Source organism: Rubellimicrobium aerolatum, from assembly GCF_017872975.1.
Taxonomy (GTDB): domain Bacteria; phylum Pseudomonadota; class Alphaproteobacteria; order Rhodobacterales; family Rhodobacteraceae; genus Rubellimicrobium; species Rubellimicrobium aerolatum.
The window spans coordinates 99045-120099 of sequence record NZ_JAGGJP010000009.1 but is presented as its reverse complement, the minus strand read 5'-3'; the positions used below and the strand labels follow the sequence as shown (position 1 = coordinate 120099).

Annotated in this window: 31 protein-coding genes and 1 tRNA gene; 12 read left to right on the top strand and 20 right to left on the bottom strand. The window is 72.5% G+C overall.

Annotated features, from left to right (window positions below; all coding sequences use genetic code 11):
• Positions 1 to 635: 635 nt before the first annotated feature.
• Positions 636 to 1238 (top strand): LysE family translocator, encoded by a 603-nt coding sequence (locus J2Z33_RS11665; RefSeq protein WP_209841102.1) that lies wholly within the window; start codon positions 636 to 638, stop codon positions 1236 to 1238.
• Here the strand turns inward: J2Z33_RS11665 and hemE are convergent.
• Positions 1235 to 2263: a uroporphyrinogen decarboxylase gene (gene hemE / locus J2Z33_RS11660; RefSeq protein WP_209841098.1), complete on the bottom strand. Its 1029-nt coding sequence runs from the start codon at positions 2261 to 2263 to the stop codon at positions 1235 to 1237. The genes J2Z33_RS11665 and hemE overlap by 4 nt on opposite strands.
• Positions 2264 to 2373: 110 nt before the next feature.
• Here hemE and hemC point away from each other — a divergent pair, with 110 nt between their 5' ends.
• Positions 2374 to 3300 (top strand): hydroxymethylbilane synthase, encoded by a 927-nt coding sequence (gene hemC, locus J2Z33_RS11655; RefSeq protein WP_209841095.1) that lies wholly within the window; start codon positions 2374 to 2376, stop codon positions 3298 to 3300.
• 117 nt (positions 3301 to 3417) lie between these two features.
• Here the strand turns inward: hemC and J2Z33_RS11650 are convergent, their stop codons facing one another.
• Entirely contained in the window at positions 3418 to 4830 is a 1413-nt protein-coding gene (locus J2Z33_RS11650; RefSeq protein WP_209841093.1) for an FAD-binding oxidoreductase, read from the bottom strand.
• A gap of 148 nt (positions 4831 to 4978) precedes the next feature.
• Here J2Z33_RS11650 and J2Z33_RS11645 point away from each other — a divergent pair.
• Positions 4979 to 5055 (top strand) — tRNA-Met (locus J2Z33_RS11645).
• On the opposite strand, the gene J2Z33_RS11640 is transcribed toward J2Z33_RS11645, so the two are convergent.
• From J2Z33_RS11640 to J2Z33_RS11570, 16 genes are all read right to left on the bottom strand, one after another.
• Positions 5012 to 6625, bottom strand: coding sequence for a recombinase family protein (locus tag J2Z33_RS11640; RefSeq protein WP_209841197.1), 1614 nt, complete (start codon positions 6623 to 6625; stop codon positions 5012 to 5014). The genes J2Z33_RS11645 and J2Z33_RS11640 overlap by 44 nt on opposite strands.
• 121 nt (positions 6626 to 6746) lie before the next feature.
• The gene (locus J2Z33_RS11635) at positions 6747 to 6983 is read right to left on the bottom strand and encodes a hypothetical protein (protein WP_209841089.1); all 237 of its coding nucleotides are present in this window, start codon (positions 6981 to 6983) and stop codon (positions 6747 to 6749) included.
• Entirely contained in the window at positions 6976 to 7185 is a 210-nt protein-coding gene (locus J2Z33_RS11630) for a hypothetical protein (RefSeq protein ID WP_209841086.1), read from the bottom strand. The genes J2Z33_RS11635 and J2Z33_RS11630 overlap by 8 nt, the downstream gene beginning before the upstream one ends.
• The gene (locus tag J2Z33_RS11625) at positions 7182 to 8255 is read right to left on the bottom strand and encodes a DUF5131 family protein (protein ID WP_209841083.1); all 1074 of its coding nucleotides are present in this window, start codon (positions 8253 to 8255) and stop codon (positions 7182 to 7184) included. Before J2Z33_RS11625 ends, J2Z33_RS11630 begins: the two co-directional genes overlap by 4 nt.
• Positions 8248 to 8427 carry a hypothetical protein gene (locus tag J2Z33_RS11620; RefSeq protein WP_209841079.1) on the bottom strand — a complete coding sequence of 60 codons (180 nt, stop codon included), beginning with the start codon at positions 8425 to 8427 and terminating at the stop codon, positions 8248 to 8250. The genes J2Z33_RS11625 and J2Z33_RS11620 overlap by 8 nt, the downstream gene beginning before the upstream one ends.
• Before the next feature lie 8 nt (positions 8428 to 8435).
• Positions 8436 to 8699 (bottom strand): hypothetical protein, encoded by a 264-nt coding sequence (locus J2Z33_RS11615; protein WP_209841076.1) that lies wholly within the window; start codon positions 8697 to 8699, stop codon positions 8436 to 8438.
• Entirely contained in the window at positions 8686 to 9042 is a 357-nt protein-coding gene (locus J2Z33_RS11610) for a hypothetical protein (protein ID WP_209841073.1), read from the bottom strand. Before J2Z33_RS11610 ends, J2Z33_RS11615 begins: the two co-directional genes overlap by 14 nt.
• Positions 9035 to 9169 (bottom strand): hypothetical protein, encoded by a 135-nt coding sequence (locus J2Z33_RS18715; protein WP_280922906.1) that lies wholly within the window; start codon positions 9167 to 9169, stop codon positions 9035 to 9037. Before J2Z33_RS18715 ends, J2Z33_RS11610 begins: the two co-directional genes overlap by 8 nt.
• Positions 9166 to 9465 carry a hypothetical protein gene (locus tag J2Z33_RS11605; RefSeq protein WP_209841070.1) on the bottom strand — a complete coding sequence of 100 codons (300 nt, stop codon included), beginning with the start codon at positions 9463 to 9465 and terminating at the stop codon, positions 9166 to 9168. Before J2Z33_RS11605 ends, J2Z33_RS18715 begins: the two co-directional genes overlap by 4 nt.
• A gap of 109 nt (positions 9466 to 9574) precedes the next feature.
• Entirely contained in the window at positions 9575 to 9907 is a 333-nt protein-coding gene (locus J2Z33_RS11600; RefSeq protein WP_209841067.1) for a hypothetical protein, read from the bottom strand.
• Between the two features lie 61 nt (positions 9908 to 9968).
• The gene (locus J2Z33_RS11595) at positions 9969 to 10148 is read right to left on the bottom strand and encodes a hypothetical protein (RefSeq protein ID WP_209841064.1); all 180 of its coding nucleotides are present in this window, start codon (positions 10146 to 10148) and stop codon (positions 9969 to 9971) included.
• On the bottom strand, positions 10148 to 10600 hold the full coding sequence (locus J2Z33_RS11590; RefSeq protein WP_209841061.1) for a tellurite resistance TerB family protein: 453 nt from the start codon (positions 10598 to 10600) through the stop codon (positions 10148 to 10150). The genes J2Z33_RS11595 and J2Z33_RS11590 overlap by 1 nt, the downstream gene beginning before the upstream one ends.
• A gap of 216 nt (positions 10601 to 10816) precedes the next feature.
• Complete coding sequence (locus J2Z33_RS11585; protein WP_209841059.1) at positions 10817 to 11047, bottom strand: hypothetical protein; 231 nt, start codon at positions 11045 to 11047, stop codon at positions 10817 to 10819.
• 142 nt (positions 11048 to 11189) lie between these two features.
• The gene (locus tag J2Z33_RS11580; protein ID WP_209841056.1) at positions 11190 to 11471 is read right to left on the bottom strand and encodes a hypothetical protein; all 282 of its coding nucleotides are present in this window, start codon (positions 11469 to 11471) and stop codon (positions 11190 to 11192) included.
• 41 nt (positions 11472 to 11512) lie between these two features.
• Complete coding sequence (locus J2Z33_RS11575; RefSeq protein ID WP_209841053.1) at positions 11513 to 12328, bottom strand: hypothetical protein; 816 nt, start codon at positions 12326 to 12328, stop codon at positions 11513 to 11515.
• Positions 12325 to 13017 carry a S24 family peptidase gene (locus J2Z33_RS11570; protein WP_209841050.1) on the bottom strand — a complete coding sequence of 231 codons (693 nt, stop codon included), beginning with the start codon at positions 13015 to 13017 and terminating at the stop codon, positions 12325 to 12327. Before J2Z33_RS11570 ends, J2Z33_RS11575 begins: the two co-directional genes overlap by 4 nt.
• Before the next feature lie 10 nt (positions 13018 to 13027).
• On the opposite strand from J2Z33_RS11570, the gene J2Z33_RS11565 reads away from it, so the two are divergent.
• The 6 genes from J2Z33_RS11565 (at position 13028) to J2Z33_RS11540 (ending at position 16874) form a co-directional block, all read left to right on the top strand.
• Positions 13028 to 13327 carry a carph-isopro domain-containing protein gene (locus tag J2Z33_RS11565; protein WP_209841047.1) on the top strand — a complete coding sequence of 100 codons (300 nt, stop codon included), beginning with the start codon at positions 13028 to 13030 and terminating at the stop codon, positions 13325 to 13327.
• A gap of 435 nt (positions 13328 to 13762) precedes the next feature.
• Entirely contained in the window at positions 13763 to 14683 is a 921-nt protein-coding gene (locus J2Z33_RS11560) for a hypothetical protein (protein ID WP_209841044.1), read from the top strand.
• Complete coding sequence (locus J2Z33_RS11555; RefSeq protein ID WP_209841041.1) at positions 14683 to 14955, top strand: hypothetical protein; 273 nt, start codon at positions 14683 to 14685, stop codon at positions 14953 to 14955. Before J2Z33_RS11560 ends, J2Z33_RS11555 begins: the two co-directional genes overlap by 1 nt.
• The gene (locus tag J2Z33_RS11550) at positions 14948 to 15268 is read left to right on the top strand and encodes a hypothetical protein (RefSeq protein WP_209841038.1); all 321 of its coding nucleotides are present in this window, start codon (positions 14948 to 14950) and stop codon (positions 15266 to 15268) included. Before J2Z33_RS11555 ends, J2Z33_RS11550 begins: the two co-directional genes overlap by 8 nt.
• Positions 15268 to 16422: a DUF7146 domain-containing protein gene (locus tag J2Z33_RS11545; protein WP_209841035.1), complete on the top strand. Its 1155-nt coding sequence runs from the start codon at positions 15268 to 15270 to the stop codon at positions 16420 to 16422. The genes J2Z33_RS11550 and J2Z33_RS11545 overlap by 1 nt, the downstream gene beginning before the upstream one ends.
• Positions 16419 to 16874, top strand: coding sequence for a DUF3310 domain-containing protein (locus J2Z33_RS11540; protein WP_209841032.1), 456 nt, complete (start codon positions 16419 to 16421; stop codon positions 16872 to 16874). Before J2Z33_RS11545 ends, J2Z33_RS11540 begins: the two co-directional genes overlap by 4 nt.
• A gap of 17 nt (positions 16875 to 16891) precedes the next feature.
• On the opposite strand, the gene J2Z33_RS11535 is transcribed toward J2Z33_RS11540, so the two are convergent.
• Both J2Z33_RS11535 and J2Z33_RS11530 read right to left on the bottom strand, forming a co-directional pair.
• The gene (locus J2Z33_RS11535) at positions 16892 to 17209 is read right to left on the bottom strand and encodes a BrnA antitoxin family protein (protein WP_245218792.1); all 318 of its coding nucleotides are present in this window, start codon (positions 17207 to 17209) and stop codon (positions 16892 to 16894) included.
• Entirely contained in the window at positions 17206 to 17451 is a 246-nt protein-coding gene (locus J2Z33_RS11530; protein WP_209841029.1) for a BrnT family toxin, read from the bottom strand. The genes J2Z33_RS11535 and J2Z33_RS11530 overlap by 4 nt, the downstream gene beginning before the upstream one ends.
• Before the next feature lie 313 nt (positions 17452 to 17764).
• Here J2Z33_RS11530 and J2Z33_RS11525 point away from each other — a divergent pair, with 313 nt between their 5' ends.
• From J2Z33_RS11525 to J2Z33_RS11515, 3 genes are read left to right on the top strand one after another with little or no spacing between them, the layout of a single operon-like run.
• Positions 17765 to 18103 carry a hypothetical protein gene (locus tag J2Z33_RS11525; RefSeq protein WP_209841026.1) on the top strand — a complete coding sequence of 113 codons (339 nt, stop codon included), beginning with the start codon at positions 17765 to 17767 and terminating at the stop codon, positions 18101 to 18103.
• Complete coding sequence (locus tag J2Z33_RS11520) at positions 18096 to 18929, top strand: BRO family protein (RefSeq protein ID WP_342454172.1); 834 nt, start codon at positions 18096 to 18098, stop codon at positions 18927 to 18929. Before J2Z33_RS11525 ends, J2Z33_RS11520 begins: the two co-directional genes overlap by 8 nt.
• On the top strand, positions 18926 to 20839 hold the full coding sequence (locus J2Z33_RS11515; RefSeq protein ID WP_209841023.1) for a DNA primase family protein: 1914 nt from the start codon (positions 18926 to 18928) through the stop codon (positions 20837 to 20839). Before J2Z33_RS11520 ends, J2Z33_RS11515 begins: the two co-directional genes overlap by 4 nt.
• The last annotated feature ends 216 nt before the right edge of the window (positions 20840 to 21055 follow it).

Genomic DNA, 21055 nt, shown 5'->3' with positions numbered 1-21055 from the left:
CAGAGTAAAACCCCGCGAGGCTTCCGGGTCTTCTCCGGGCCGCGGGGGCGGGGCGCGCGCGGGCGGGAGGGCCGGTCCGCTGGGCAGCGGGCTGGGTCCAAGGGCATCGAGGGGGCGGAGACGGGTTTCGGTCCCGCGTTCTTCTCCCTGGCCGCGTATCTGGCCGCTCTTGGCCCATCGCGTCGGATCTGCGCCGCCTCGCACGGGCGGCTGGCTCTTCGTCGTGGTCTCCTTTCCGGTCCCGCCGGCGATCTCGCCCCCCGCCAGCCCCGGCGCAGGCGGAGGAGGGAGCGGCCCGGCGGCGAGGCCTGGGGTTGCGCATGGGGGGAGGATCGCACGGAGGCGTTAAGGACCTGTGAGGGCGACGAACGCCCGACGCCCACCGCGCGCAACACCCCCGGAGGGTGTGCCACGCGCGCGCGAGACGGGCCGAATCGCGGACGGGGGGGCCAGGACGGGCGGGGCGACGCGGACGAGGCGGGGCGCGTGGCGCTCCTCCCGTCCGCTCCTTGGCCCTTCTTTGGCTCCAAGTATCCCGGGGGGAGCGAAGCGGGGGGCAGAGCCCCCCTCGACAGAGGACGTGGACGGGGCCGGGACGGGTTAGGCTGGACCCGAATCGGTGGGAGAGGCGGGGCATGACGGGGTGGGCGGCGTTCCTGCTGACGGCGCTGCTGGTGGAGCTGACGCCGGGGCCGAACATGGCCTGGCTCGCCGTCGTCGCGGCGGGGGAGGGGGCGGGCGTGGGGCTCGCCGCCGTGGCGGGGGTGGCGCTGGGGCTGGGGGTGGTCGGCGTCGCGGCGGCGCTGGGGCTGGCGGCGCTGGTGGCGGCCTCTCCGGCGCTCTACGAGGTCCTGCGCTGGGGCGGGGCGGCGTATCTCCTGTGGCTCGCCTGGGACGGCTGGCGCGGCGCGGTGGAGGAGGCACCACCGCTGCCGGGGCGGGCGGTGGCGCGGGCCTTCCGGCGGGGACTGGTGACGAACCTCCTGAACCCCAAGGCGGGGGTGTTCTATGTCGCGGTGCTGCCCGGCTTCCTGCCGCCGGGCGATGGGCTGCTGCCGCAGACGCTGGCGCTGACCGGGGGCTATGTCGCGGTGGCGACGGGGGTGCACGCGGGCATCGTGGGGCTGGCGGGGCAGGCGCGGCGGCTGCTGACCGACCCGACGCGCGAGCGGCGGGTGCGACGCGGGCTGTCGCTCGCGCTCGCGGGGGTGGCGGTCTGGCTCCTCTGGCGGAGCTAGCCCGCCCGCACCGTGTCGATCATGCGGTGCACGTTGTCGATGGAGGCGTCGGGCGTGATGCCGTGGCCCAGGTTGAAGATGTGGGGGCCGTGGGCGAAGGCGCGGACGACGCGGCGAGTTTCCGTGACCAGCGCCTCGCCGCCGGTGACGAGGTGCGGGGAGGCGAGGTTGCCCTGCACGCAGCCGTCGGGCTGGACGTGGGCGGCGGCCCATTCGGGCGACACGCCGTCGTCGAGGGCGATGCAGTCCGCCCCGGTGGCGGCGTGGGTGCCGGCGAAGCGCTCGCCCGCGCCGCGCGGGAAGGCGATCACGGGGAGGCCGGGGTGGCGGACCTTGAGCGCCGCCGTGATGCGGGCGGCGGGGGCCAGCGCATAGGCGGCGAAGTCGTCGCCCTGGAGGGAGCCGGCCCAGCTGTCGAAGATCTTCACGACCTCGGCCCCGGCCTCCACCTGACGGGACAGGTAGTCGATGGTGGCGAGCGTGAGGCGGTCGAGCAGGGCCTCGAACAGCGGGCGGTTCGACCGGATGAGGGCGTGGGCGGGCCCCTGGTCGGGGGTGCCCCGGCCGGCGATCATGTAGGTGGCGACGGTCCAGGGGGCGCCGGCGAAGCCGATCAGCGCCGTCTCGGGCGGGAGCGCCCCGGACAGGATGCGGACGGTCTCGTAGACGGGGGCGAGCGTGTCGTGGATGGCGTCGGTCGGCCTGAGGCGGGCGAGGTCGGCCTCGGTCGTGACGGTCGAGAGGCGCGGGCCTTCGCCGGCCTCGAAGGCGAGGTCGAGGCCGAGGGCCTGCGGGATCAGCAGGATGTCGGCGAACAGGATCGCCGCGTCGAAGCCGAAGCGGCGGATCGGCTGGAGCGTCACCTCGGCCGCGAGGTCGGGGTTGTAGCAGAGCGACAGGAAGTCGCCCGCCGTCTCGCGCGTGGCGCGATACTCGGGGAGGTAGCGCCCGGCCTGCCGCATCATCCAGATGGGGGGCACGGGCAGCGTCTCGCCCGCGAGGGCGCGCAGGAGGAGCTTGGTCATGCCGGGAGCCGTGCCCGGGGGACACGCAACTTGTCAAGCCGCTCGCGCGTTCGTCACGGCTTGGGCATCCCCGTTGTGGGTTGGCCGGGAGGCACCTAGATAGCGGCGTCATGACCCAGAATCCCCTTCGCATCGGCACGCGCGGCTCGCCGCTGGCGCTGGCCCAGGCCCACGAGACCCGGCAACGGCTGATGGCCGCCACCGGGCTCCCCGAGGCCGCCTTCGAGATCGTCGTCATCCGCGTCACCGGCGACGCGGTGCAGGACCGGCCCTTGTCGCAGATCGGCGGCAAGGGGCTCTTCACCAAGGAGATCGAGGAGGCGCTGCTGGCGGGCGGCATCGACATCGCGGTCCATTCGATGAAGGACATGCCGGTGGAGCAGCCCGAGGGGCTGCTCCTGGACTGCTATCTCCCCCGCGAGGACCCGCGCGACGCCTTTGTGACGCTGACCGCGCACGCGGGGCTGATGGACCTGCCCGAGGGGGCGGTGGTCGGCACGTCGTCGCTGCGGCGGCGGGCGCAGCTTCTGGCGCGGCGGCCGGATCTGGAGGTGGTGGAGTTCCGGGGCAACGTGCAGACGCGGCTGTCGAAGCTGGCGCAGGGGGTGGCGGAGGCCACGTTCCTGGCGATGGCGGGGATGAACCGTCTGGGCTACGCCGACGTGCCGGCGCGGCCGATCCCGCCCGACGCCATGCTGCCCGCCCTCGCCCAAGGGGCGATCGGGGTGGAGCGGCGGGCGGCGGACGGCCGCGCGCGCGAGATGCTGGCGCTGATCCACGACCGCGACACCGGGCTGCGGCTGGCGGCGGAGCGGGCGTTCCTGCGGGGGCTCGACGGGTCGTGCCAGACGCCCATCGCGGGGCTGGCGGAGATCGAGGGCGACCGGCTGCGGATGCGGGGCGAGATCCTGCGGCCGGACGGGAGCCGCGTGCTGGCGGACGATTCGACCGGGCCGCTGGAGGAAGGGCGCGACATCGGCGGCGTCATGGCCTGCCGGATGCGGCGCGAGGCCGGGCCGGGGTTCTTCGACCTCTGAGGGGGCGGAGGGGGCGCTGCCCCCAGCCCCTGCGGGGCTTCCCCCGGGATATTTGGAGTCAAAGAAGGGCCGTGCCGCGCACGCCGTCCAGGCGTTGCGCGCAGGGGTCGGGCCGCGTCAGGGCGCCGGCAGCACCTTGCCGGGATTCAGGATGCCGTGGGGGTCGAGCGCGGCCTTGAGCGCCCTCATCGTGTCGAGCGCCACCGGATCCTTGTGCGCCCGCATCGAGGCGAGCTTGGACAGGCCCACCCCATGCTCGGCCGAGAAACTGCCGTCGAGGGCTGTCGCCGTGGCATCCACCAGCGCGCGGATCGCGGCGAGGTGGTCCGTATCGCCGCGCGTGGGATAGGCGGTGTAATGGACGTTGCCGTCGCCTAGGTGCGCCACCACCATGTCGTCGGCCCCCGGATCGATCTCGGCCAGGCGGCGGCGGACGGTGGCGAGGAACTCCTCCAGCCGGTCGAGGGGGAGCGCCACGTCGGTATCGACCCAGGCGGGCCGCGTGAAGGTGATGCGGGCGGCGGATTCGCGCCGCTCCCACATGGCGCGGCGCTGCGCCTCGTTCTGAGCCAGCACGGCGTCGAGGACCTGGCCCCGGACCAGCGCCTCGGCCAGCGCGCCTTCCACCAGGCTCATCAGGGGCGTGGCGCCGTCGGGGCCGGGCCGGGCGTCGCGCGGGGCGGTGGAGCCGACCTCCAGCAGGATGGTGTGCTCGTGGGGGGAGTCGAAGGGCGGGCGGGCGCCGGGGGTCTGGGTGAGGTGGGCGGCGATGAAGGCGCGGGGCATGTACTCGAAGGCCTCGACGCCGCCGCCGGTGGTCTCCTGGAGGCGCGACAGGAGATCGAGCGCGGCAGCGACGGAGGGAACGGCGATCATGGCGGTGGCGTGGGCGCGCGGGCGGGGCACCAGCTTGAGCACGGCGGCGGTGATGACGCCCAGCGTCCCTTCGGCCCCGACGAACAGGTGGCGGAGCGCGTAGCCGGAGTTGTCCTTGTGCAGCTCCGCCATCAGGTCGAGCACGCGGCCGGAGGCCAGGACGACCTCCAGCCCGAGCACCTGGTCGCGGGCGGAGCCGTGGCGCAGGACGTTGGAGCCGCCCGCGTTGGTCGAGAGCGCGCCGCCCACCATGGCCGAGCCCTTGGCCCCGAAGGTGAGCGGGAACTGAAGGTCGTGGGCGGCGGCGGCCTCGTGCAGGCGTTCGAGGATCACGCCGGCCTCGGCGATGGCGAGACGGGGGCCGGGCTTGAGCGCGCGGATGCGGTTCATCCGGTCGAGCGACAGCACGAGCGCGCCGGGCGCGTGGGCGGCCCCGGTGAGGCCGGTTCGCCCGGAGGCGGGGACGACGGGGAGCCGCGCGTCGTGGGCGATGCGGAGGATTTGGGACACCTCGGCCGTCGATCCGGGCCGGGCGACGGCGAGGGGCTGGCCCCGGTAGCCGCCGGTCCAGTCGCGCGCCCAGGGCGCGGCGTCGGGGCCCTGCAGGAGGTGGGCGGGGCCGACGATGGCGGCGAGGGCTTGGGTGAGGTCCATGGGGGCGTTCCGTCGCGGCTGCGGGGGAGTCATGGCCGAGGCGGCGCGCGGAGGGAAGGGGGCGGCGCGGGTCCGGCGGATGGCCCGGCGCGAGGCGCCCACTTTGCCGTTGACGCCCCCCCGCGCGCGCCTTAGATGCAGGCCCCGTGGCGGAGTAGCTCAGCTGGTTAGAGCGGCGGAATCATAATCCGTGTGTCGGGGGTTCAAATCCCTCCTCCGCTACCATCAAACCCCTGCAATCCAGTCGGTCCCGACCCAGCAGCATGGCCATGTAGCCGTGCATCACGACGTCCACGTGGCTCTCCTCGGGGGTGACCACGACGGCGCTGATGAGCTCGCGCAGGATGGCGACGGCCTCTTGCGCGGGCGGGGTCGGGGCGGCGAGGCTGGGGGCGAGGTCGGCCAGGGCGTCGATGTAGCGGGCCAGCGCGGCGGGGTGCAGCTCCACCACCGGCACCTCGGCTTCGGCTTGGGCGAGCGCGATCTCGGCGGCCCGGGCCTCGTCCAGGAGGCGGCGGATGTTGGCCTCGGCGGCCGGGCCGTCGGTGACGCCATCGATGTAGAGCTTGTGCGCCCGGTCGAAGGCGGCGCGGGCCTTGGTCGCGGCGCGGCCGAGCTGGGCCTTGTCCCGGCGGGCGGCGCTGGCGAGGCGCTGCCGCTCGCCGTGGTAGACGCGCAGATATTCGCGCAGGTAGGCGGGGTGCTCCAGCTCCTCGCGCAGGCGGGCGAAGACGGCGGCCTCGATCCGGTCCAGGCGGACCTGGCGGCGGTTGGCGCAGGTGCCGCTCTCGACCGAGCGGGAGCAGCGGATCAGGATGGCCGTCCCGCGCCGGTTGGAGATCGACATGCCGGCGCCGCAGCAGCCGCAGCGCAGCAGGCCCGAGAAGGGCCGGAGCGGGCGGGTAAGGGCGCGGCCCCGGGCGCCCGACTGGGCGCGGTCGGCCTTGCTGAGCTGCACGCGGTCATAGAGCGCGTCCTCGACGATCCGCAGGTGCGGGGCGGGGCTGCGCTGCCATTCGGACTCGGGGTTCGTCCGGCTGACGCGCCGGCCGGTGTCGGGGTCGCGCACCATGGTGATGCGGTTCCAGACCTGGATGCCCTTGTAGAGCTCGTTTCGGAGGAGGCCGTGGCCGCGCGCGTGGTTGCCGATCAGGGTGGAGGCGTTCCAGCGCGGCCCGCGCGGCGGCGGCACTCCCTCGCCGTTGAGCTCGGCCGCGATCGCGCGGGCGGAGGTGCCGACGGCGTAGGCCGCGAAGATGCGGCGGATCACCTCAGCCTCGGCCTCGACGATCTCCAGCTCGCCGGGCTGGCCGGGGAGGGGACGGTAGCCGTAGGCGCGGCCGCCGGCGTGACGACCGCCGCGGATCACGCCGGCCATGCCGCGCCGGACCTTTTTCTTGTGGCCGTCCATCCAGATCTGGCCCAGGAGCCCGTGCACGCCGATCTGGATCGCGTCGGCGCGGCCGTCGTTGACGGCGAGGATCGGGATGCGCAGGAAATCGAGCCGCTTGTGGATGCCGGCCAGGTCCTCCTGGTCGCGGCTCAGGCGGTCGAAAGCCTCGACGACCAGGACGTCGAACTTGCCGGCGCGGGCGTCGGCCATGAGGTCTTGCAGGCCGTCGCGGCCGATCAGGGAGGCGGACGTGCGGGCGCGGTCGCTGTAGGTGGTGACGACGGTCAGGCCCTCGCGGGCGGCGTAGGCGCGGCAAAGCGCAACCTGATCGTCGATGGATCGGTCGGATTGGAGGTCCGTCGAGAATCGGGCGTAGATGCAGGCTCGGCGGCGGTCGGGCATGGGGCGTCCGGGGCGAGGGTGGCGGCATTATCGGCATGGGCGTGGGCTCGTGCCAAGGCCTCCACGAAGGCGAGGAGCTGCGGGTCGGGTGGGCGGTCCGGCTTGAGAGCGGCCGGCATGGTCAGCCGCCCTCGCCGGCGAGGAGCTGGGCGATGGGGACGCCCTGGGCCTCGGCCTCGGCCTTGCGGCCGTGCGCCCACTCGAAGAAGGTGCCGCGCGTGGCGGGGTCGAGCGCGCGCCACGCGGCGAAGAGCCGGGCGCGGTCCTCGGGGCTGGGCTGCGTGAGCTCGCCCCTTATGGCGCGGGCGATCATGTGCAGGCCGGGATCGGCGGGCGCGGGATCGGGGGCGTCAGCCATGGGCGGCCTCCAGGATGGCGTCGATGATCCAGCGCGGGGTGTAGGCGGGCGCGAGCGGGGCGGGGACGCCGAGGGCCCGGGCCTGATCGGCGAGGAGGCGCGCGACCAGGCGGTCGGTCAGGCGCAGGCCGCGCGTGGGGTCGGACCGCATCAGCCGGCGGATGCGGCGGGACCGGCGGCGGGTGTAGCTCAGGCGGCTCATGCCGGCACCTCGTCCCAGGTGCGGCCGTCGAGGAGGCGGCCGGCGGCGGTCTTGCCGACGTGGCGGATGGCGATCTCGCCCAACTCGTAGGCCGGCGCGCGACCGTCAGGCAGGTCGTGATCGCCGTCGGCGTGGAGCAGCATCCAGTCGCGGCCCCAGTCCGCATCCTCTGAGAGAGGGGACCAAGCGCCCCATTGCTTGAACAGGAAGGCCACCCCGGCGGCCTGGCACTGGTCGCGGAGCGCGCGGGCCCAGTCGGGATGCATGGGGCGGGCCTTGGGGCCGCTCTCGCCGCCGACGATGACCCAGTCGAGGCCGGATCGGCTTCGGTGTGCCTCTTGGTCGCTCTGCCGTGCGCGGATGCAGTTGTGGAGCGGGGGTCGCCCCTCGTCGCACCAGCCGCACGCGCCCCAGCAATCGCCCTCTAGGGCGCTCTCCTCGTGCCAGGCGCTCTCCAGGTCCACCGGCCCGAGCAACGGCTCGGCCGAGACGAAGCGGATCGCGGCGGGGGTGGCGAGCAGATCGGGGATGCGGGCGTCGGCGGTGGCCTGATCCTCGATGGAGGTGCCGAGCCAGACGTTGGGGAGGGGCCAAGGCGTGAGGTCCACGACATCGGCCCCGAGCACGCCGGTCCCCAATTGCACTGTGTGGGCGCTGACCGTGATCCGGCGCTGCAACTCCGACAGGTAGGCCCGCGCCCGCTCCGGCCGCTTGGTCAGCACCTGGAAGGTGTGGCGCGGCGCGAGGGCCATGATCGCGAAGACCCGGTCGATCCACTCGTCGGGCACCGCCTCGTGGAAGAGGTCGCCGTGGGCGCAGACGAAGATGCGACGCGGGCGGGCCCAGCCGAGCGGCTGGTCGAGCCACTGGTCGTTGAGGCGGACCTCGCCCGTCCAGACGGCCCGGCCGCCGGTCATTCGGGTCAGGCCGGCGCGGGAGGGATGATGCCGCAGCCGCGTGGCCGCGAGGCCCATGGCGTAGCAGTTGGTGCAGCCGGCCGAGACCATGGTGCAGCCCGTGATCGGGTTCCAGGTCGCGTCGGTCCACTCGATGGTGGAGTGCTCAGCCACGACGCTGCTCCATCTTTCGCCGGATGGCGTCGGTCACGACGTGCTGGCGGGCCTGGTCAGCGATGATGCGGACGACGAGGTGGTCCTTGAGGCGCAGGCCTCGGGCAGGATGGGGCCCTGTCAGCCGGCGGATGCGCTTGGCGCGGCGGTGGATGTAGCTGTCGCGGCTCATGGGGGGCCTCAGTGTCGCGGGGTGGGGGTGACGTGGGCGTCGCGCTGGAGCGCGTGGAGCGCATCGGCGGCGGGGCCCAGGCAGTCGGAGCAGGCGCAGCCGAGGGCCGTGAACTCGACGGTCTCCTCCTCGACCAGGATCAGGACGATCGGGCCCCGGGGCGCTCGGCCGAGACGGTCGCGGATGGCGGCCTCGAGCATGGCCAGCAGCTCGTCGTCGAGGATCGCGTCGTCGGGGAGGGCGTCGGCGGGGAGGGCGTCAGCCGGCGGCATGGGGCGGCTCCTGAGTGGGGGTGGCCCGCGCGGGCATCGTGTCGGGGTCGCGGCCGACCGGGCGGACGTGGCCGGCGAAGGCGTCGGCGGCCAGGGCGAAGTCGATGCGGCGCAGGAGGACGGCGAGCCGTTGCTCGGCCTGGGCGCGGCTCGCGGGGCTGGCCTCGCCCAGGGCGATGGCGATCACCTCGGGCAGCAGCTCGCGCACGTCGCCCAGGGCGCGGTGCAGGGCCTCGGTCCGCAGGAGGAGGCGGGCGCTGTTGGCGGCGCCGGCCTCGATCCGGATCCAGAGGGTGAGCGGGTCGATGTCCCGGGCGGAGGCGGGGGCGAGGGCGTCAGCCATGGGCGATCTCCCAGGTCCAGAGGGCGACCTCGCGGGCGCCGATGGCGATCAGGGTCCAGAGGAGGAGGGCCACGGCCAGCACCAGGGCGGGGCCGGTCACGAGGAGGATGCGGCGGCGGCGGATCATGCGCTGGCGTCCTCCAGCTTGCGGCGGGCCTGGGCGACCCAGTTGCGGCAGGCTTGGGCGAACCCCATCGTGGAGGTCGCGCGCAGGCCGATCATGGAGATCGACGCGCCGTCCCAGCGGCGGCGCACGGTGGCGCGCCAGGTCGGGCGCGTCTCGAGGATCTGCGCGAGATCGTCCTCGCGCCGGACGTAGCCGTCCGGGTCCTCGCCGAAGGACGGCCAGCCCTGGAGCCGCGTCTCGAGGTCCTCGACGCAGGCCAGCACGTCCCGGGCGGGGCGGTTGCCGAGGCCGGTCATGACAGGAGGCCCCCCAGCGCGGCAGCGAGGGCCGCCTTGAGGGCGACGTGGGACAGGGTGAGGGTGAGCAGGGCCAGGAGGCCGAGGCGGGCGAGGCCGAGGATGGCGGTCATGCGGCGTCCCCGGCGCAGGCGGCGCGGCGGCGGGACAGGGCCTCGGCGCAGGCGCGGGTGATGGCGGGGCGGGCGCGGTCGAGGGCTTGGGCGAGGGTGGGCTCCTCGGCCGGGGTCACGGCGGGCAGGGCCGGGAAGGGGTCGGGCGCGACGCGGTGGACGGGGTGGAGGCGCGTCCACTGGCGCGCGCTGATCGGCTGGCCCTGGCGCTGCTTGAGGTAGGCCCAGGCCGGCGCGATCAGCAGCGGCTGGCCCCGATGGGCCCGGGGGTCGGTCAGGGTGGCGCGGGCGTCGGCCTCGTCGCGCGGGTGGAGGGGGTGGGGCGTCATGGATCACCTGTCTTGTTGGCGCATGGGGGAGGGCTTCGCGCGGAAGCCCTCGGGCGATGCGTCAGCGGGTGGCCCGGCCCAGCCAGGACGGGGCGGGGGCCGCGACCCTGGCGGTGAGCGGGACCAGTGCCAGCGTGGCGAGGTCGATCATCAGGTCGGGCAGGGCGAATCGCAGGAGGAAGAGGACGGCGGCCACCGCCGTCATCCAGGCCAGCGCCCGCTCGCGGAGCGCCGCCAGCATCAGACCAGCGCCTCGAAGCTGAGGCCGAGCCGGTCGCAGGCGTCGCGCAGGACCTTCTGCTCGGCGGGCTCCATGTCGCCGTCGCTGTCGGCCACGTCCATCGCCATCAGGATCACCGTCTCGGCGTCGGGGTCGCCCTTCAGGTCCTCGACCTCGGACCAGAGGGCCTTCTTGCCGGTGCGGCCCTGCTCGGCCTTGGCGAGCGCCCGCTTCGTCGCCTCGTCGATCTGCGCGCCGGTGTAGGCGGCGTTGAGCGTGTCGTTGTTGCGCAGCGAGCGCGCGAGCATGTCGCGCTCGGCCGCCTCGATCTCGCCGTCGGCGGCCATGACGAGCGCGGCGAGCGACACCGCGCCCTGGAGGAAGTCGAGCCGGCCGCTCAGGCGGTTGGCGCTGTCGGCGAGCTTCGCCTTGAGGTCGTTCCTGGCCTTCTTGCCGTTGAGAAATCCGAACATGCTGTCCCTTTGCCAGCCGCAGGAGCGCGGCATAGGACTATGTTCGCAAAATGCGAACAGTCACGCAAGCGCAAATTGCGTCAACAGTGTTCGCAAGCCAGTGCTGTAGACCCGAATCGAAGGGTTGAAACGAACAGTTGCGCCATCGTGGACAATGGAGGCGGACAGCAAAAAGCCCGCCGGAGTGGCGGGCTTGGGTCAGTGGTTTGGGTGGCGTCAGAGCCCCAAAAGGGCGCGCAATCGGTCGGCGAACAGGCCGAAGGCGGCCACGACGGCCAATGTCGTCATGGTGCTGGTGACGATGAAGCCCTTGGACGGCAGATGGGCCACCCTCTCCGTGAGGGTCGCGAGGCTGGCCTCGACGGCGCGCATACGCGTGTCGATGGCCTCTAGGCGGGTTTCCACCGCCGCCAGCTTGACCTCCACGACCGCCAACCGGGTTTCCATGCCGCCACCTCCACCACCTGAATATGAGGTCGAAGGATCAGTCTGCAAGCTGTCGTTGCTGGACGGCGAGGACCGCCGCGATCCGGGGAAGTCGAGGACGTTGCTGGGCTTGTCGATCGGCGGGGGTGCAGGGGGGGTGGGTCTACCGGAGGCTGTCATTCATCAAATCCAGCCGATTGGCTATGTCGTGGAGAGTGTCAGCCAAGGTTTGACCATCCTGTTCAAGCTTGCTCTGCAGGTCGGGCGGTTCGTCCCGACCCAAGACGGCGCTCAGGATGGACTTGTTGACGCCGATCATGACGGAGCTGAGCCGGTTCAGCCCATTGTAGAGGGCGATAACTACACCAGCCTGATGCTGGGACAGGTTCTCGAGATCGTCCAGCCTTGCCAGAAGTTTGGCGTAGTCTGCGTCGTCAGGCATCATTCGGCTCCTCCGGTTCGGGTCCATCTCGTTCGGGCCCTGGTCTAACCTTCTGACTCGGCCTTTCGGAGCGGACCCCGGCCAAAGCCGGCATCCGGATCATAAAGGAACCGCCGCCCAAAGCCGTCCTTCATCAACAGGAAGGAGCTGTCCTCGAGCTTGATCCGCAGGCCGCCTTGGAAGGCCAGCCAGCTTCCCGAGTAGGGCTGGATGTCGACAACACGCTTCTTCTCCTTGGGGTCGAGCCCGCCATTGGCCTCGACCAAGGCGCGATAGGTCTGCAGCTCGCGGGCGGTGCCCTCGCCCATGGCCGCCACCGCTTCTTCGTGCCGCCGCCGTTCCGCTTCGGCGGCCTCGGCCAGCCCGCGCTCGATGCCGGGCAGAAGGGCGCGGTCGCCAAGGGTGAGGAGCCGTTCGGCGAGATGGTCCTCGTAGCCCGGTCCCAGGCCAGCCACGCGGGTCGCGGCGGCCGCGACCTCCGGGTCGGCCTCCTTGAGGAACTGCCACCGGCGGGAATCTACGGCCTGCGGACGCGGCGCGGCGGGAGCCGATGCCGCAGTCGTGACGGGCGGCGCGGGCTGGGGGATCTGCGCGGCTTTGTTGGCCCTGGTGTCGGCCTCGCGCTGGGAATGCAACAGGGAGGCGGAGTTGTCCGCGAGGTCGAGTACTGCGGCCCCGACCTCGCACATTGCGAGTAGGGCGACAGCTGAGATGATCCCAACGATCATTGTTGCCAAACCGAGCGGGACTTCGCTCTGGCTGAGCCAGTAGAGCCCGCCAAGCAGTGACAGGCCGCCGCCAAGCCAAGCCAGCCCGCCTAGCACCTGCAGCAACCCGCCCGCGAAACTGTATCTATTCAAACCTTCCCTCCGACCCAGAGAACCTTGCCGACCACCTGGACGTCGTCGGCGGGGTATTCCTGCGTCGGATAGTCCTTGTTGTCGCTGATGATGGCGACCAGGTCGGGGCGGGAGCCCCGGCCGAGCCGCTTGACGTGGAGCGCGTCGCGGAAGCGCAGCACGAAAAGGCCGTCGAAGGCCGTGCTGCGCTTGGATAGATCCAGCAGGACGATATCGTCGTCCTTAAGCGTAGGCCACATCGAGTCGCCTTTGACGCTGATGATGGCGAGATCGTCCCGGCGCGCGCGCGTGATCCGGCGGAGGTAGTCCTCGGGGAGGGCGAGGCTGGTGGCGATCGGCTCGTAGCTGTCCACGTAGGTGCCGGGCCCGGCGCTGGCCGCCACGTCGTAGAGCGGGATGAGGGCCTTGCCCTCGACCGCGGCGACGGGGTGCGATTCGGCTGCGCCCGCCGGGTCGGCATCCTCGCCGGCCAAGGCCAGCAGCTCGGTCGGATTAAAACCGCGTGGGACAAGCACGTGCAGCAGATCCTCGACAAAATCCCGGGGAAAGAAAGGTCGCTTGTAGCGATCCTCGTAGTGCTTGTAGCCACCTGCGGTCATGCCCAAAGCTTCGGCAAAGCCCCGCACCGAAAAACCGGAGCGCTGACGGATATCCCGGAGCCGGAGGGCGACGTCGCTGACCTGTGTCATGCGCGGAGCCATGACGCATTTTGCGCCCGTCGTCCGTTCGCAAATCGCGCTTGCGTTGCGAACGACATTAGCGCATCTTGCGAACATGACTTACGTCAACAAAATCGTCGATGCGTTTGGTGGCATCCGTCCGATGGCGGCGGCCATCAAACGCCCCGTGTCCACGGTCAAGAGTTGGAAGGATCGCGGGTCCATCCCCGATCCCAGCAAGCCCGAGGTTCTTGCCGTCGCGCAGGCCAACGGCCTTCCCCTTGGCCGGGAGGACTTCTTCCCACTGGCCGAGGAGACGACCGCCGGGCCCGCACCGTGACTGGCACGGGCCCCCATGCCTCATCCGCGGCGGTTGCTCCGCCGTCGCGGGTGCCGGCCCGCGCGGCGCTGTCACGCCGCGCGGGCGTCCTCGCCCGCTACCCCTGACGACCCGGCCTGACCCGGCCCCTCTTTCACCCCCTCCCGAGCATCCGAGACTGACCCCCATGCGCGCCGCGCCCCGCCTTTCCACAGCCGCCAATACAACCGTAGCGTGTATGGCGACAATTTTAGGGAAACGGAGCGGACTGGATGCGCGGGCGGAAACAGTCCGGGCCCCCATGTCCCTGCGTCTCCCTCCCGCGCAGGGGCTGGCCCGTCCGCGCGTCCGACCGCGGACGGGTCCCCGTGTTCCGCGCGCCCTCGCCCCTGCCTGGCGCGCGTCCCTGGGGGACGGACTGCCATCCGTCCCCCTCCTTTGCCCGGAGCATTGATCATGGAGCAGAGCCTTTCGCCGTCCCGTCCCGCCCGCCTCGCCGTCGCGCTGGGGCTGCCCGACCTGTCCGCGGCCGAGCGGCGCGGGCTGTCGCGGCGGCTGGCGCGCGTCGAGGAGGCGCTGGCCGTGCTGGGCCGGGCGCGGGTGGACCTGGTGCCGGGCGCAGAGATCGTCATCCGCACGGGGCTGGTGCTGCCGGGCGGGGGTGAGCCGTCCGTCGCGGTCGCGCCGGAGCCGGAGGCCCTGCCGCAACCAAATCCGAAAATCACACCCAATCCGCAACCGGCGCCCGCGCCCGATCCGCAACCGGCGCCCGTCGTCGTCCTGGTGGTGCGCCGGCCGGAGCTGGAGGCTGCCTCGCACCCCGATCCCAGTCCCGAGCCGGAGGTCCTGCCCATGCCCGTCCTCGCGCCCGCGCCGGCGCCGCTGCCCGTCGTCGTGGCGCGTCCCGCCGCTCCGGCCCCTGCCCGCGCGGCCGCCGTGGCCCCCGTGGTCGCCGCCGTGATGGCGGAGCTGCGGGCGACACGGGTGGCCGACAAGCCGGTGCTGCGCGAGCGGCATCATGCCCATGCGGGCTTCGACCGGCCCGCGCCGGCGGCCCCGACGCGCGTGGGTGCGGATCGCGACGCCGTGGCGCGGCACCTCGACCAGTTGGACCACCGCGCGCCCTGGACGCCGGCGCTCGATCTCCAGCTCGTCGAGGGGCTGCTGGGTGGGCGGCGGGAGGCGGTGCTGGCCGAGCTCGCGGCGGCCGGGGTGCGGCGCGAGGTGGCCCTGGCCCGCTGGGAGCGGCTGAGCGCGCCGATCAAGGCCGAGGTGCGGCAGGTGGTGGACGGGCGGTGCCGGATGCGGCTGGCCTGCACGGTCGAGGGGCAGGGCTGGCTGGTGGCCGAGCTGCGCGCTCGCGCGGGGGTGGCGTGATGCGCTTCGCCCATGCCCCCTACAGCCCGCGCGTGGCCTTCGGCCTGCAGGCGCTGGCCTTGGCGCAGCGGGCCTTGGCGCGCGACCTGCCGCCGCGCGTGGCGCGCGAGCTCGCGCCGCTCGAGGCGGCCGTCGGGCAGCTTCCGCGCGCCGATCGCGACCTGGCCGAGCCCGCCCTGGGCGCGTTCCGGGGCCGCGTCGCGGAAGCCCCGGAGGACGCGGGCCGGGCGCTGCGGGACTTCCTGCTGGACTGGGGGGTGGGCCGTGGCTGACGGCGGGACCCCTCCGATCCGGTCCCTGGCCAAGCCCCTGACGGAGTTGGAGCGCCGCGCGGCGCTGCGGCTGATCGATGCCACCACGCTGTACCTGTTGGGGTGGGGGGCCGAGCTGCGCGCCCAGTGCCGGGGCCGGATGCGCGCTCTGTGCGACGAGCTGGCGCTGGTCGAGGACGACCGGGTGCTGGGGCTGCGGATCGCCGCCGAGCGCGTGATCGGCGCGATCCCGAGCGACGAGTCGCAGCATTCCCGCGACTGGCGGCTGCGCGACGTGCTGGTGCAGGTCATCCACAGCCGGGCGGGCTTCTGATGGCCGTCGCGGAGGATCCCCGCCTTCAGGACGCGCGGCGCCGCGAGGTGGCCCGCGTTGCCGAGATGCTGGGCGTCCAAGGGCTGTCGCGGGTGTCGGGCGAGCTGGTGGGGCCCTGTCCGGCCTGCGGGGGCGTGGACCGCTTCGGGATCAACGTCCGCAAGAACGTCTTCAACTGCCGCCGCTGCGAGGCCAAGGGCGACGCGATCAGCCTCGTGCGGCTGGTGCTGGGGTGCGACCTCGCGGGGGCTCTTACCTGGCTGGAGGGCGGCGCGGCCGTCGAGATCGACCCCGAGGAGCGGGCGCGGCGGGACGAGGCGCACGCGCGCGAGCTGGCGCGGCGCGAGGCCGAGGCGGAGCGGCGGCGGGGGGAGGCCATCGCCTCGGCGCGGGCGCTCTGGCGGGGCGGACGGGAGGCCAAGGGGTCGCCGGTCGCCGACTACCTCGCGCTGCGGGCGATGCCTGCGTCCATCGTCGACGCGCCGCCGGCCGTGCTGCGCTACGCGCCCGACCTGGCCTACGTGATCCAGGAGGGCGGCAAGCCCGAGACGATCCACCGCGGCCCGGCGATGCTGGCGCTGATCCAGGGGCCGAACGGCGGGCTGATCGGCGTGCACCGGACCTGGCTGGACCTGAGCCGGCCCAAGGGCAAGGCGGACCTCGGGCTGGACGCCGCCGGACGGCCGCGCCCGGCCAAGAAGGTCTGGGGCAGCAAGCGGCGCGGCGCGATCCGGCTGAGCCACCATCGGGGCGAGGCGTTCCGGGCGCTGGTGATGGGCGAGGGCATCGAGACGACGCTGCCGGCGCTGGCCGCCGACGCCATCCCCGGGGCGGCCTACTGGGCGGGGATCGACCTCGGCCACATGGGCGGGGCGCGCATCATGCGGGGCGAGGGCATGAAGTATGCCGGCGTCCCCGACCTCGACGAGCACGAGGCGTTCCTGCCGCCGCGCGGGGTCGAGTGGCTCCTCTTCATCCAGGACGGGGACAGCGATCCCCGCCTGACGCGCGCCAAGCTCCTCGCGGGGCTGCGGCGCGCCCGGGCCCGGGTGCCCACCGTCACGCGCGCGTCGATCGTCCATCCGGGCGAGGGCCGCGATCTCAACGACCTGCTGATGGACGCCGGGACCGCCGGCGCGAGAGGGACATCATGATCCACGCCACCCCCGTCCCGGCCGAGGCCGGGCCCGTGTTCCGGTCGGCCCGCGCCGGCGCGGCCGATCCGGTGACCCGGCCCGGCCACTACACCTCGCGGTCGGTCGAGTGCATCGCCATGACCGAGGCGATGGGGTTCTGCCTCGGCAACGCGGTCAAGTACCTGTGGCGGGCGGGGCTCAAGGGCGCGGCCGCCCCGGACCTGCGCAAGGCGGCCTGGTACGTCGCGCGCGAGCACGAGCGGCGGCTGTGGGGCCGGCCGGGGCCGCAGGGGCGCACCGAGCGCGATCACGCGCGGTTCGACGGGGTGCTGGCGGAGTTCCAGGGGGCGGTCGCGGAGGTCATCCGGCTGCTGTGGTGGGCCGACATCGATGGCGGGACGGTGCGGCTGCTGGAGGAGGCGCACGCGCGGCTCGCCGGAATGATCGCGGACGCGGAGGGGCGGTCGTGAGCGCGCCCCGCCGTGGATCAGAGCTTCGCCGCCCTCAGCGCGGCGTTGACGCGGCCCTGCCAGCCCTTGCCGGTGGCCCGGAACTTGTCGAGCACGTCGGGGTCGAGGCGCAGGGAGACCTGCACCTTGGGCGCGGGCGACTTGGGGCGGCCCGGCCGGCGGGCGATCTCCTCCTGAAGGGCGGCATAGAGGTCGGGCATCGCCTCGGACATCGGGCGGAACTGCGCCAGCTCCTCGTCGGTGGACTCGGCCTCGGCCTCCTTCACCTCGTCCCAGTCCTCCTGGGTAAAGCCGTGCCCCGGCTCGAACTCCGTCATGAGATTCTTCCTGGTCATAGCAGCGCCCTTTCTTTCTTGCTGGCCGGCCGCATGGAGATGACCGAGAGCGCCTCGCGGCCCAGGAGCCGGACGACGACGGCCAGGATGCGGCCATCGAGCCGGCCCAAAGCCATCAATCGGCCTTCCTTCGCTGGACGAACCAGCGCGGCCGCGAAGAACTCCGGTGTCAGGTCGGCGAAGTCGAGGCCCCGATCCTTCAGGGTCGCTTGCCGCTTCGGTTCATCCCACACGATCTTCATGGGGGATAATGTATCACGAAAAATGCCGGGCGCAAGGGTTTTCGTGATGCGGAAACCGGCCTTGACTTCCGTTCCGCCTGCGCGCAACCTGAGCCTGCCGGTCAGAAAAGGGCCGGTCGGGGTTGAGAGCCCGTCTATAGCTGAGGTGCATCCGCACGCCGCTACCCGTCTCGGGGGCGGCGTTCCTTATGGTCGGGCGCGTAGGGGAGCCGCAAGGCTCGCCGCTCCTCAGGGCGGTCTCTCAACCCTGCGTTGCCCGGCCACCAGGGTGAGAGCTGGTCGCCGGGTTCATCCGAACCTGAGGAGACCGGCCATGGCCGAACACCCCCTTTTGACGCTGACCCTGGACCTCGACGCCTGCACCTCGCGCGAGCTGGCGGCGCTGTATGACGCCTTCCTCGACCTCACCAACCGGCGCTGGCTGAGCGACGCGCCGGTGGACGCCTTCTACGCCGCCTACAAGGCGGTCGGGGAGGCGATCCTCACCCGCGACGTGGTGAGCCTGGACGACGCCGACGCGCAGATCGCCGTGATCCACGACGCGGACGGCACCACCTGGGCGGAGCAGTTGCCCGGCTTGGCCGAGCGCGCGCGGGCGCGACTGCGGCTGTCCAGTCCCCACCAGCCGAAGGCGGAGGTGCGCCGTGGGTGACGATCTCATCATCTTCGACTTCGCCGCCGATCCCACCGAGGACGGGGAGGAGGTCAGCCAGCCCGTTCGCATCGTGATGATCGACGGGGAGCCGTGGTTCGTCGCCGCCGACGTGTGCCGGGTGCTGGGCCACTCAAATCCGACGATGGCAGTCGCTGGCCTCGATGACGACGAGAAGAAGGTCATCAGTGCTGACGCCCTCCATGCCAACGGAATGACCCTAAGCAGTGCTGAGGGTCAAAGGGGCGGCGCGCGCAAGCTGATCATCATTTCGGAGTCGGGCCTCTACGCCCTCGTCCTGACCAGCCGGAAGCCCGAGGCCAAGCGGTTCCGCAAATGGATCACCTCGCAGGTAGTGCCGGCGCTGCGCCGGACGGGTCGTTACGAGATCGAAGGCCGGGAGCCGGAGGCGCTCATGCCGTCGCGGCCCGAGACGGTCGAGGGCTGGCTGCGGCTGATCGAGCTGACGCGCAAGGTGGCGGGGCGCGAGGCGGCCCGCGCGCTGTGGGCCGAATCGCCGCTGCCGCCGCTGCCGGAGGCCGCGCGGAGCCGGGGCCGGGGGCCAGGCGACGTGATGGCGCGGTTCCTGATCGCCTGCTGCGAGCCGGGCGGCGACAACCACTTCGTCCGCACCTCGGCGCTGTGGCTGGCCTTCGAGGCGTGGCGCGCGGAGGCGGGCGAGCCGGGCTGGCCCTTCCCGCTGTTCGCCAAGCGGATGGCCACCATCGTGCGCGAGACGCCGGACCTGCTCGGCCCCGAGGTCGAGCCCGCGAAGTCGAGCGCCTCGGGCTATCGGGGGCTGCGGCTCAAGGAGGACGGGGAATGATCCCGGCTGAAGACCTGCAAGCCCGGCTCCAAGAGACGTTCGGCGCTGCGATCACGGTTGAGGACATCGACATGGGCGGGGTGCCGGTCGCGGGGGACGGGGCGGGCGATGCCGGGTCCGACGACCAGGACACGGGTGGCGAGCTGCCGCCGCCGGACTTCGACGGGCCGGATGGGCCCCCGGACCCCCAAGGCGGCCCTGACGGCGATGGCGACCAAGGTCCCGAGGATCCCGTGGCGCTGGCCGCGAAGCAGCCGCTCAACGACGTGGGCAACGGGCGGCGCTTCGCCATCCACCACGGGCGCGACCTGATGTACGTGGCGCAGCTCGACCGCTGGTTCGTCTGGGCGGGCACCCATTACGCCGAGGACGAGAAGGCCCTGCGCGTGCTGGAACGGGCGCAGACCATGCACGAGCTGATCGCTCTGGAGGAGCGGCACGTCGACGTGGCGGGCGTCGTGTCGGTGCTGATCGCGCGGGAGGGCAAGCTGCGGGCGCGGGAGGAGGAGCTGATCCTCCTGCCGGAGGGCCAGCGGCCCGAGGGCTACGAGGCCGAGCTGAAGCAGGTCACGGGCGAGCTGGAGAAGGCCCGCAAGCGGCTGGCCAAGCACAAGGCGGTGGCCGGGCACCTCAAGGCCTTCGCGCTGGCCTCGGGCAACGGCGACAAGATCAAGAACATGATCGACCAGAGCCGCACACGGCTGTCGGTGCCGATCGGCGATCTCGACAGCAACCCGCTCGAGCTCAACACCCTGTCGGGGCTGCTGCGGTTCCGGGTGGAGGTGGAGGGCGGGCGCAAGCGGGCCGAGGTCGAGGTCCTGGCGCACGACCGGGCGCGGCGGATCACCAAGCTGGCCCCATTCGCCTACGACCCGGACGCGGCCTGCGACCTGTGGGTGGCCTTCCTGGAGCGGGTGCTGCCGGACCTGGCGATGCGGCAGTTCGTCCAGCGCTGGCTCGGGCTCAACGCGCTGGGGCTCAAGTCGTCGAAGATGGCGATCTTCTACGGGGATGGGGCGAACGGGAAATCGGTGCTGGTCGACACGATCGCGCGGCTCCTGGGGAACTACGCCGCCACCATGAAGATCGAGACGATCACGGGGGACAACAAGCGGGGCGGGGCGGATGCGACGCCGGACCTGATCCCGCTGATCAACGCGCGCCTGGTGCGGACCTCGGAGCCCGAGAAGGGGGTCGCCCTGCAGGAGGGCATCGTCAAGGCGATGACCGGCGGCGAGCCGATCCCGGTGCGGCCGAACTACGGCTCGCAGATCGAGATCGACCCGTTCTTCAAGATCACCATGGGGTCGAACTACAAGCCCGAGATCTCGGGCACCGACATGGGCATCTGGCGGCGCATCCTGCTGGTGCCGTTCAGCGTCACCATCCCCGAGAGTGAGCAGGACGAGCGCTTCGTCGAGAAGCTCCTGTCGCGGGAAGGGGCGGGCATCATGGCCTGGCTGGTCCAGGGCGCGCTGATGGTCCTGGAGCAGGGGCTGGCCCCGCCCGCCTCGGTGCAGGAGGCCACGGGCGAGTACCGCGAGGACAGCGACCCGCTCAACGCCTTCCTGATGATGGCCTGCGAGGTCACGGGGGACGCGGGCGACGTGATCCAGTCGCGCGAGATGGTGGACGCCATCAACTACTACTTCATCGAGCGCGGATGGAACACGCGGCAGCCCACCAGCCTGACCAAGCAGGTCGCGACCAAGAGCCGGGTCTGGAAGCATCCGCACACCGGCAAGCGGTTCGACAAGGGCAAGTCCTCGCTGAGCCAGTACGAGGGCATCCGCCTCGCCCGCGACTTCGCCGCCCGTTTCCGCGCCGCGCCGCGCGACCGCGACGGCCGCCCCGTCGGCGTGGCCGCGTCCGCCTCCGCCGCTCCCCCGGACCCCCTCAATGACTTCTGACGGGAGGCTAGGGAAGGTGGCGGGAGGGTGGCGGTCGGCGCGCCCCTTCCAGGGGTCCGGGGGGGAATGGCTTTGAGGACAAGGGGATGCGGCGTGGCGTGGGAAGCTAGGGAGGCTGGGGAGGCATTTGGGGAAAGTCCCACACGCGCACGCGCGCGCGTGAAAGAGGGGGTGACCCCGAGAAAGAGAGGTCTTCCTGTAGGACTTTCCTGAAAA

Excerpts from the sequence above, each read along its gene's own strand:
- J2Z33_RS11665 (WP_209841102.1), top strand. The coding sequence starts at position 636 with ATGACGGGGTGGGCGGCGTTCCTGCTGACGGCGCTGCTGGTGGAGCTG.
- hemE (WP_209841098.1), bottom strand. The coding sequence starts at position 2,263 with ATGACCAAGCTCCTCCTGCGCGCCCTCGCGGGCGAGACGCTGCCCGTG.
- hemC (WP_209841095.1), top strand. The coding sequence starts at position 2,374 with ATGACCCAGAATCCCCTTCGCATCGGCACGCGCGGCTCGCCGCTGGCG.
- J2Z33_RS11650 (WP_209841093.1), bottom strand. The coding sequence starts at position 4,830 with ATGGACCTCACCCAAGCCCTCGCCGCCATCGTCGGCCCCGCCCACCTC.
- J2Z33_RS11640 (WP_209841197.1), bottom strand. The coding sequence starts at position 6,625 with ATGCCCGACCGCCGCCGAGCCTGCATCTACGCCCGATTCTCGACGGAC.
- J2Z33_RS11635 (WP_209841089.1), bottom strand. The coding sequence starts at position 6,983 with ATGGCTGACGCCCCCGATCCCGCGCCCGCCGATCCCGGCCTGCACATG.
- J2Z33_RS11630 (WP_209841086.1), bottom strand. The coding sequence starts at position 7,185 with ATGAGCCGCCTGAGCTACACCCGCCGCCGGTCCCGCCGCATCCGCCGG.
- J2Z33_RS11620 (WP_209841079.1), bottom strand. The coding sequence starts at position 8,427 with ATGAGCCGCGACAGCTACATCCACCGCCGCGCCAAGCGCATCCGCCGG.
- J2Z33_RS11615 (WP_209841076.1), bottom strand. The coding sequence starts at position 8,699 with ATGCCGCCGGCTGACGCCCTCCCCGCCGACGCCCTCCCCGACGACGCG.
- J2Z33_RS11610 (WP_209841073.1), bottom strand. The coding sequence starts at position 9,042 with ATGGCTGACGCCCTCGCCCCCGCCTCCGCCCGGGACATCGACCCGCTC.
- J2Z33_RS18715 (WP_280922906.1), bottom strand. The coding sequence starts at position 9,169 with ATGATCCGCCGCCGCCGCATCCTCCTCGTGACCGGCCCCGCCCTGGTG.
- J2Z33_RS11605 (WP_209841070.1), bottom strand. The coding sequence starts at position 9,465 with ATGACCGGCCTCGGCAACCGCCCCGCCCGGGACGTGCTGGCCTGCGTC.
- J2Z33_RS11600 (WP_209841067.1), bottom strand. The coding sequence starts at position 9,907 with ATGACGCCCCACCCCCTCCACCCGCGCGACGAGGCCGACGCCCGCGCC.
- J2Z33_RS11595 (WP_209841064.1), bottom strand. The coding sequence starts at position 10,148 with ATGCTGGCGGCGCTCCGCGAGCGGGCGCTGGCCTGGATGACGGCGGTG.
- J2Z33_RS11590 (WP_209841061.1), bottom strand. The coding sequence starts at position 10,600 with ATGTTCGGATTTCTCAACGGCAAGAAGGCCAGGAACGACCTCAAGGCG.
- J2Z33_RS11585 (WP_209841059.1), bottom strand. The coding sequence starts at position 11,047 with ATGGAAACCCGGTTGGCGGTCGTGGAGGTCAAGCTGGCGGCGGTGGAA.
- J2Z33_RS11580 (WP_209841056.1), bottom strand. The coding sequence starts at position 11,471 with ATGATGCCTGACGACGCAGACTACGCCAAACTTCTGGCAAGGCTGGAC.
- J2Z33_RS11570 (WP_209841050.1), bottom strand. The coding sequence starts at position 13,017 with ATGACACAGGTCAGCGACGTCGCCCTCCGGCTCCGGGATATCCGTCAG.
- J2Z33_RS11565 (WP_209841047.1), top strand. The coding sequence starts at position 13,028 with ATGACGCATTTTGCGCCCGTCGTCCGTTCGCAAATCGCGCTTGCGTTG.
- J2Z33_RS11560 (WP_209841044.1), top strand. The coding sequence starts at position 13,763 with ATGGAGCAGAGCCTTTCGCCGTCCCGTCCCGCCCGCCTCGCCGTCGCG.
- J2Z33_RS11555 (WP_209841041.1), top strand. The coding sequence starts at position 14,683 with ATGCGCTTCGCCCATGCCCCCTACAGCCCGCGCGTGGCCTTCGGCCTG.
- J2Z33_RS11545 (WP_209841035.1), top strand. The coding sequence starts at position 15,268 with ATGGCCGTCGCGGAGGATCCCCGCCTTCAGGACGCGCGGCGCCGCGAG.
- J2Z33_RS11540 (WP_209841032.1), top strand. The coding sequence starts at position 16,419 with ATGATCCACGCCACCCCCGTCCCGGCCGAGGCCGGGCCCGTGTTCCGG.
- J2Z33_RS11535 (WP_245218792.1), bottom strand. The coding sequence starts at position 17,209 with ATGACCAGGAAGAATCTCATGACGGAGTTCGAGCCGGGGCACGGCTTT.
- J2Z33_RS11530 (WP_209841029.1), bottom strand. The coding sequence starts at position 17,451 with ATGAAGATCGTGTGGGATGAACCGAAGCGGCAAGCGACCCTGAAGGAT.
- J2Z33_RS11525 (WP_209841026.1), top strand. The coding sequence starts at position 17,765 with ATGGCCGAACACCCCCTTTTGACGCTGACCCTGGACCTCGACGCCTGC.
- J2Z33_RS11515 (WP_209841023.1), top strand. The coding sequence starts at position 18,926 with ATGATCCCGGCTGAAGACCTGCAAGCCCGGCTCCAAGAGACGTTCGGC.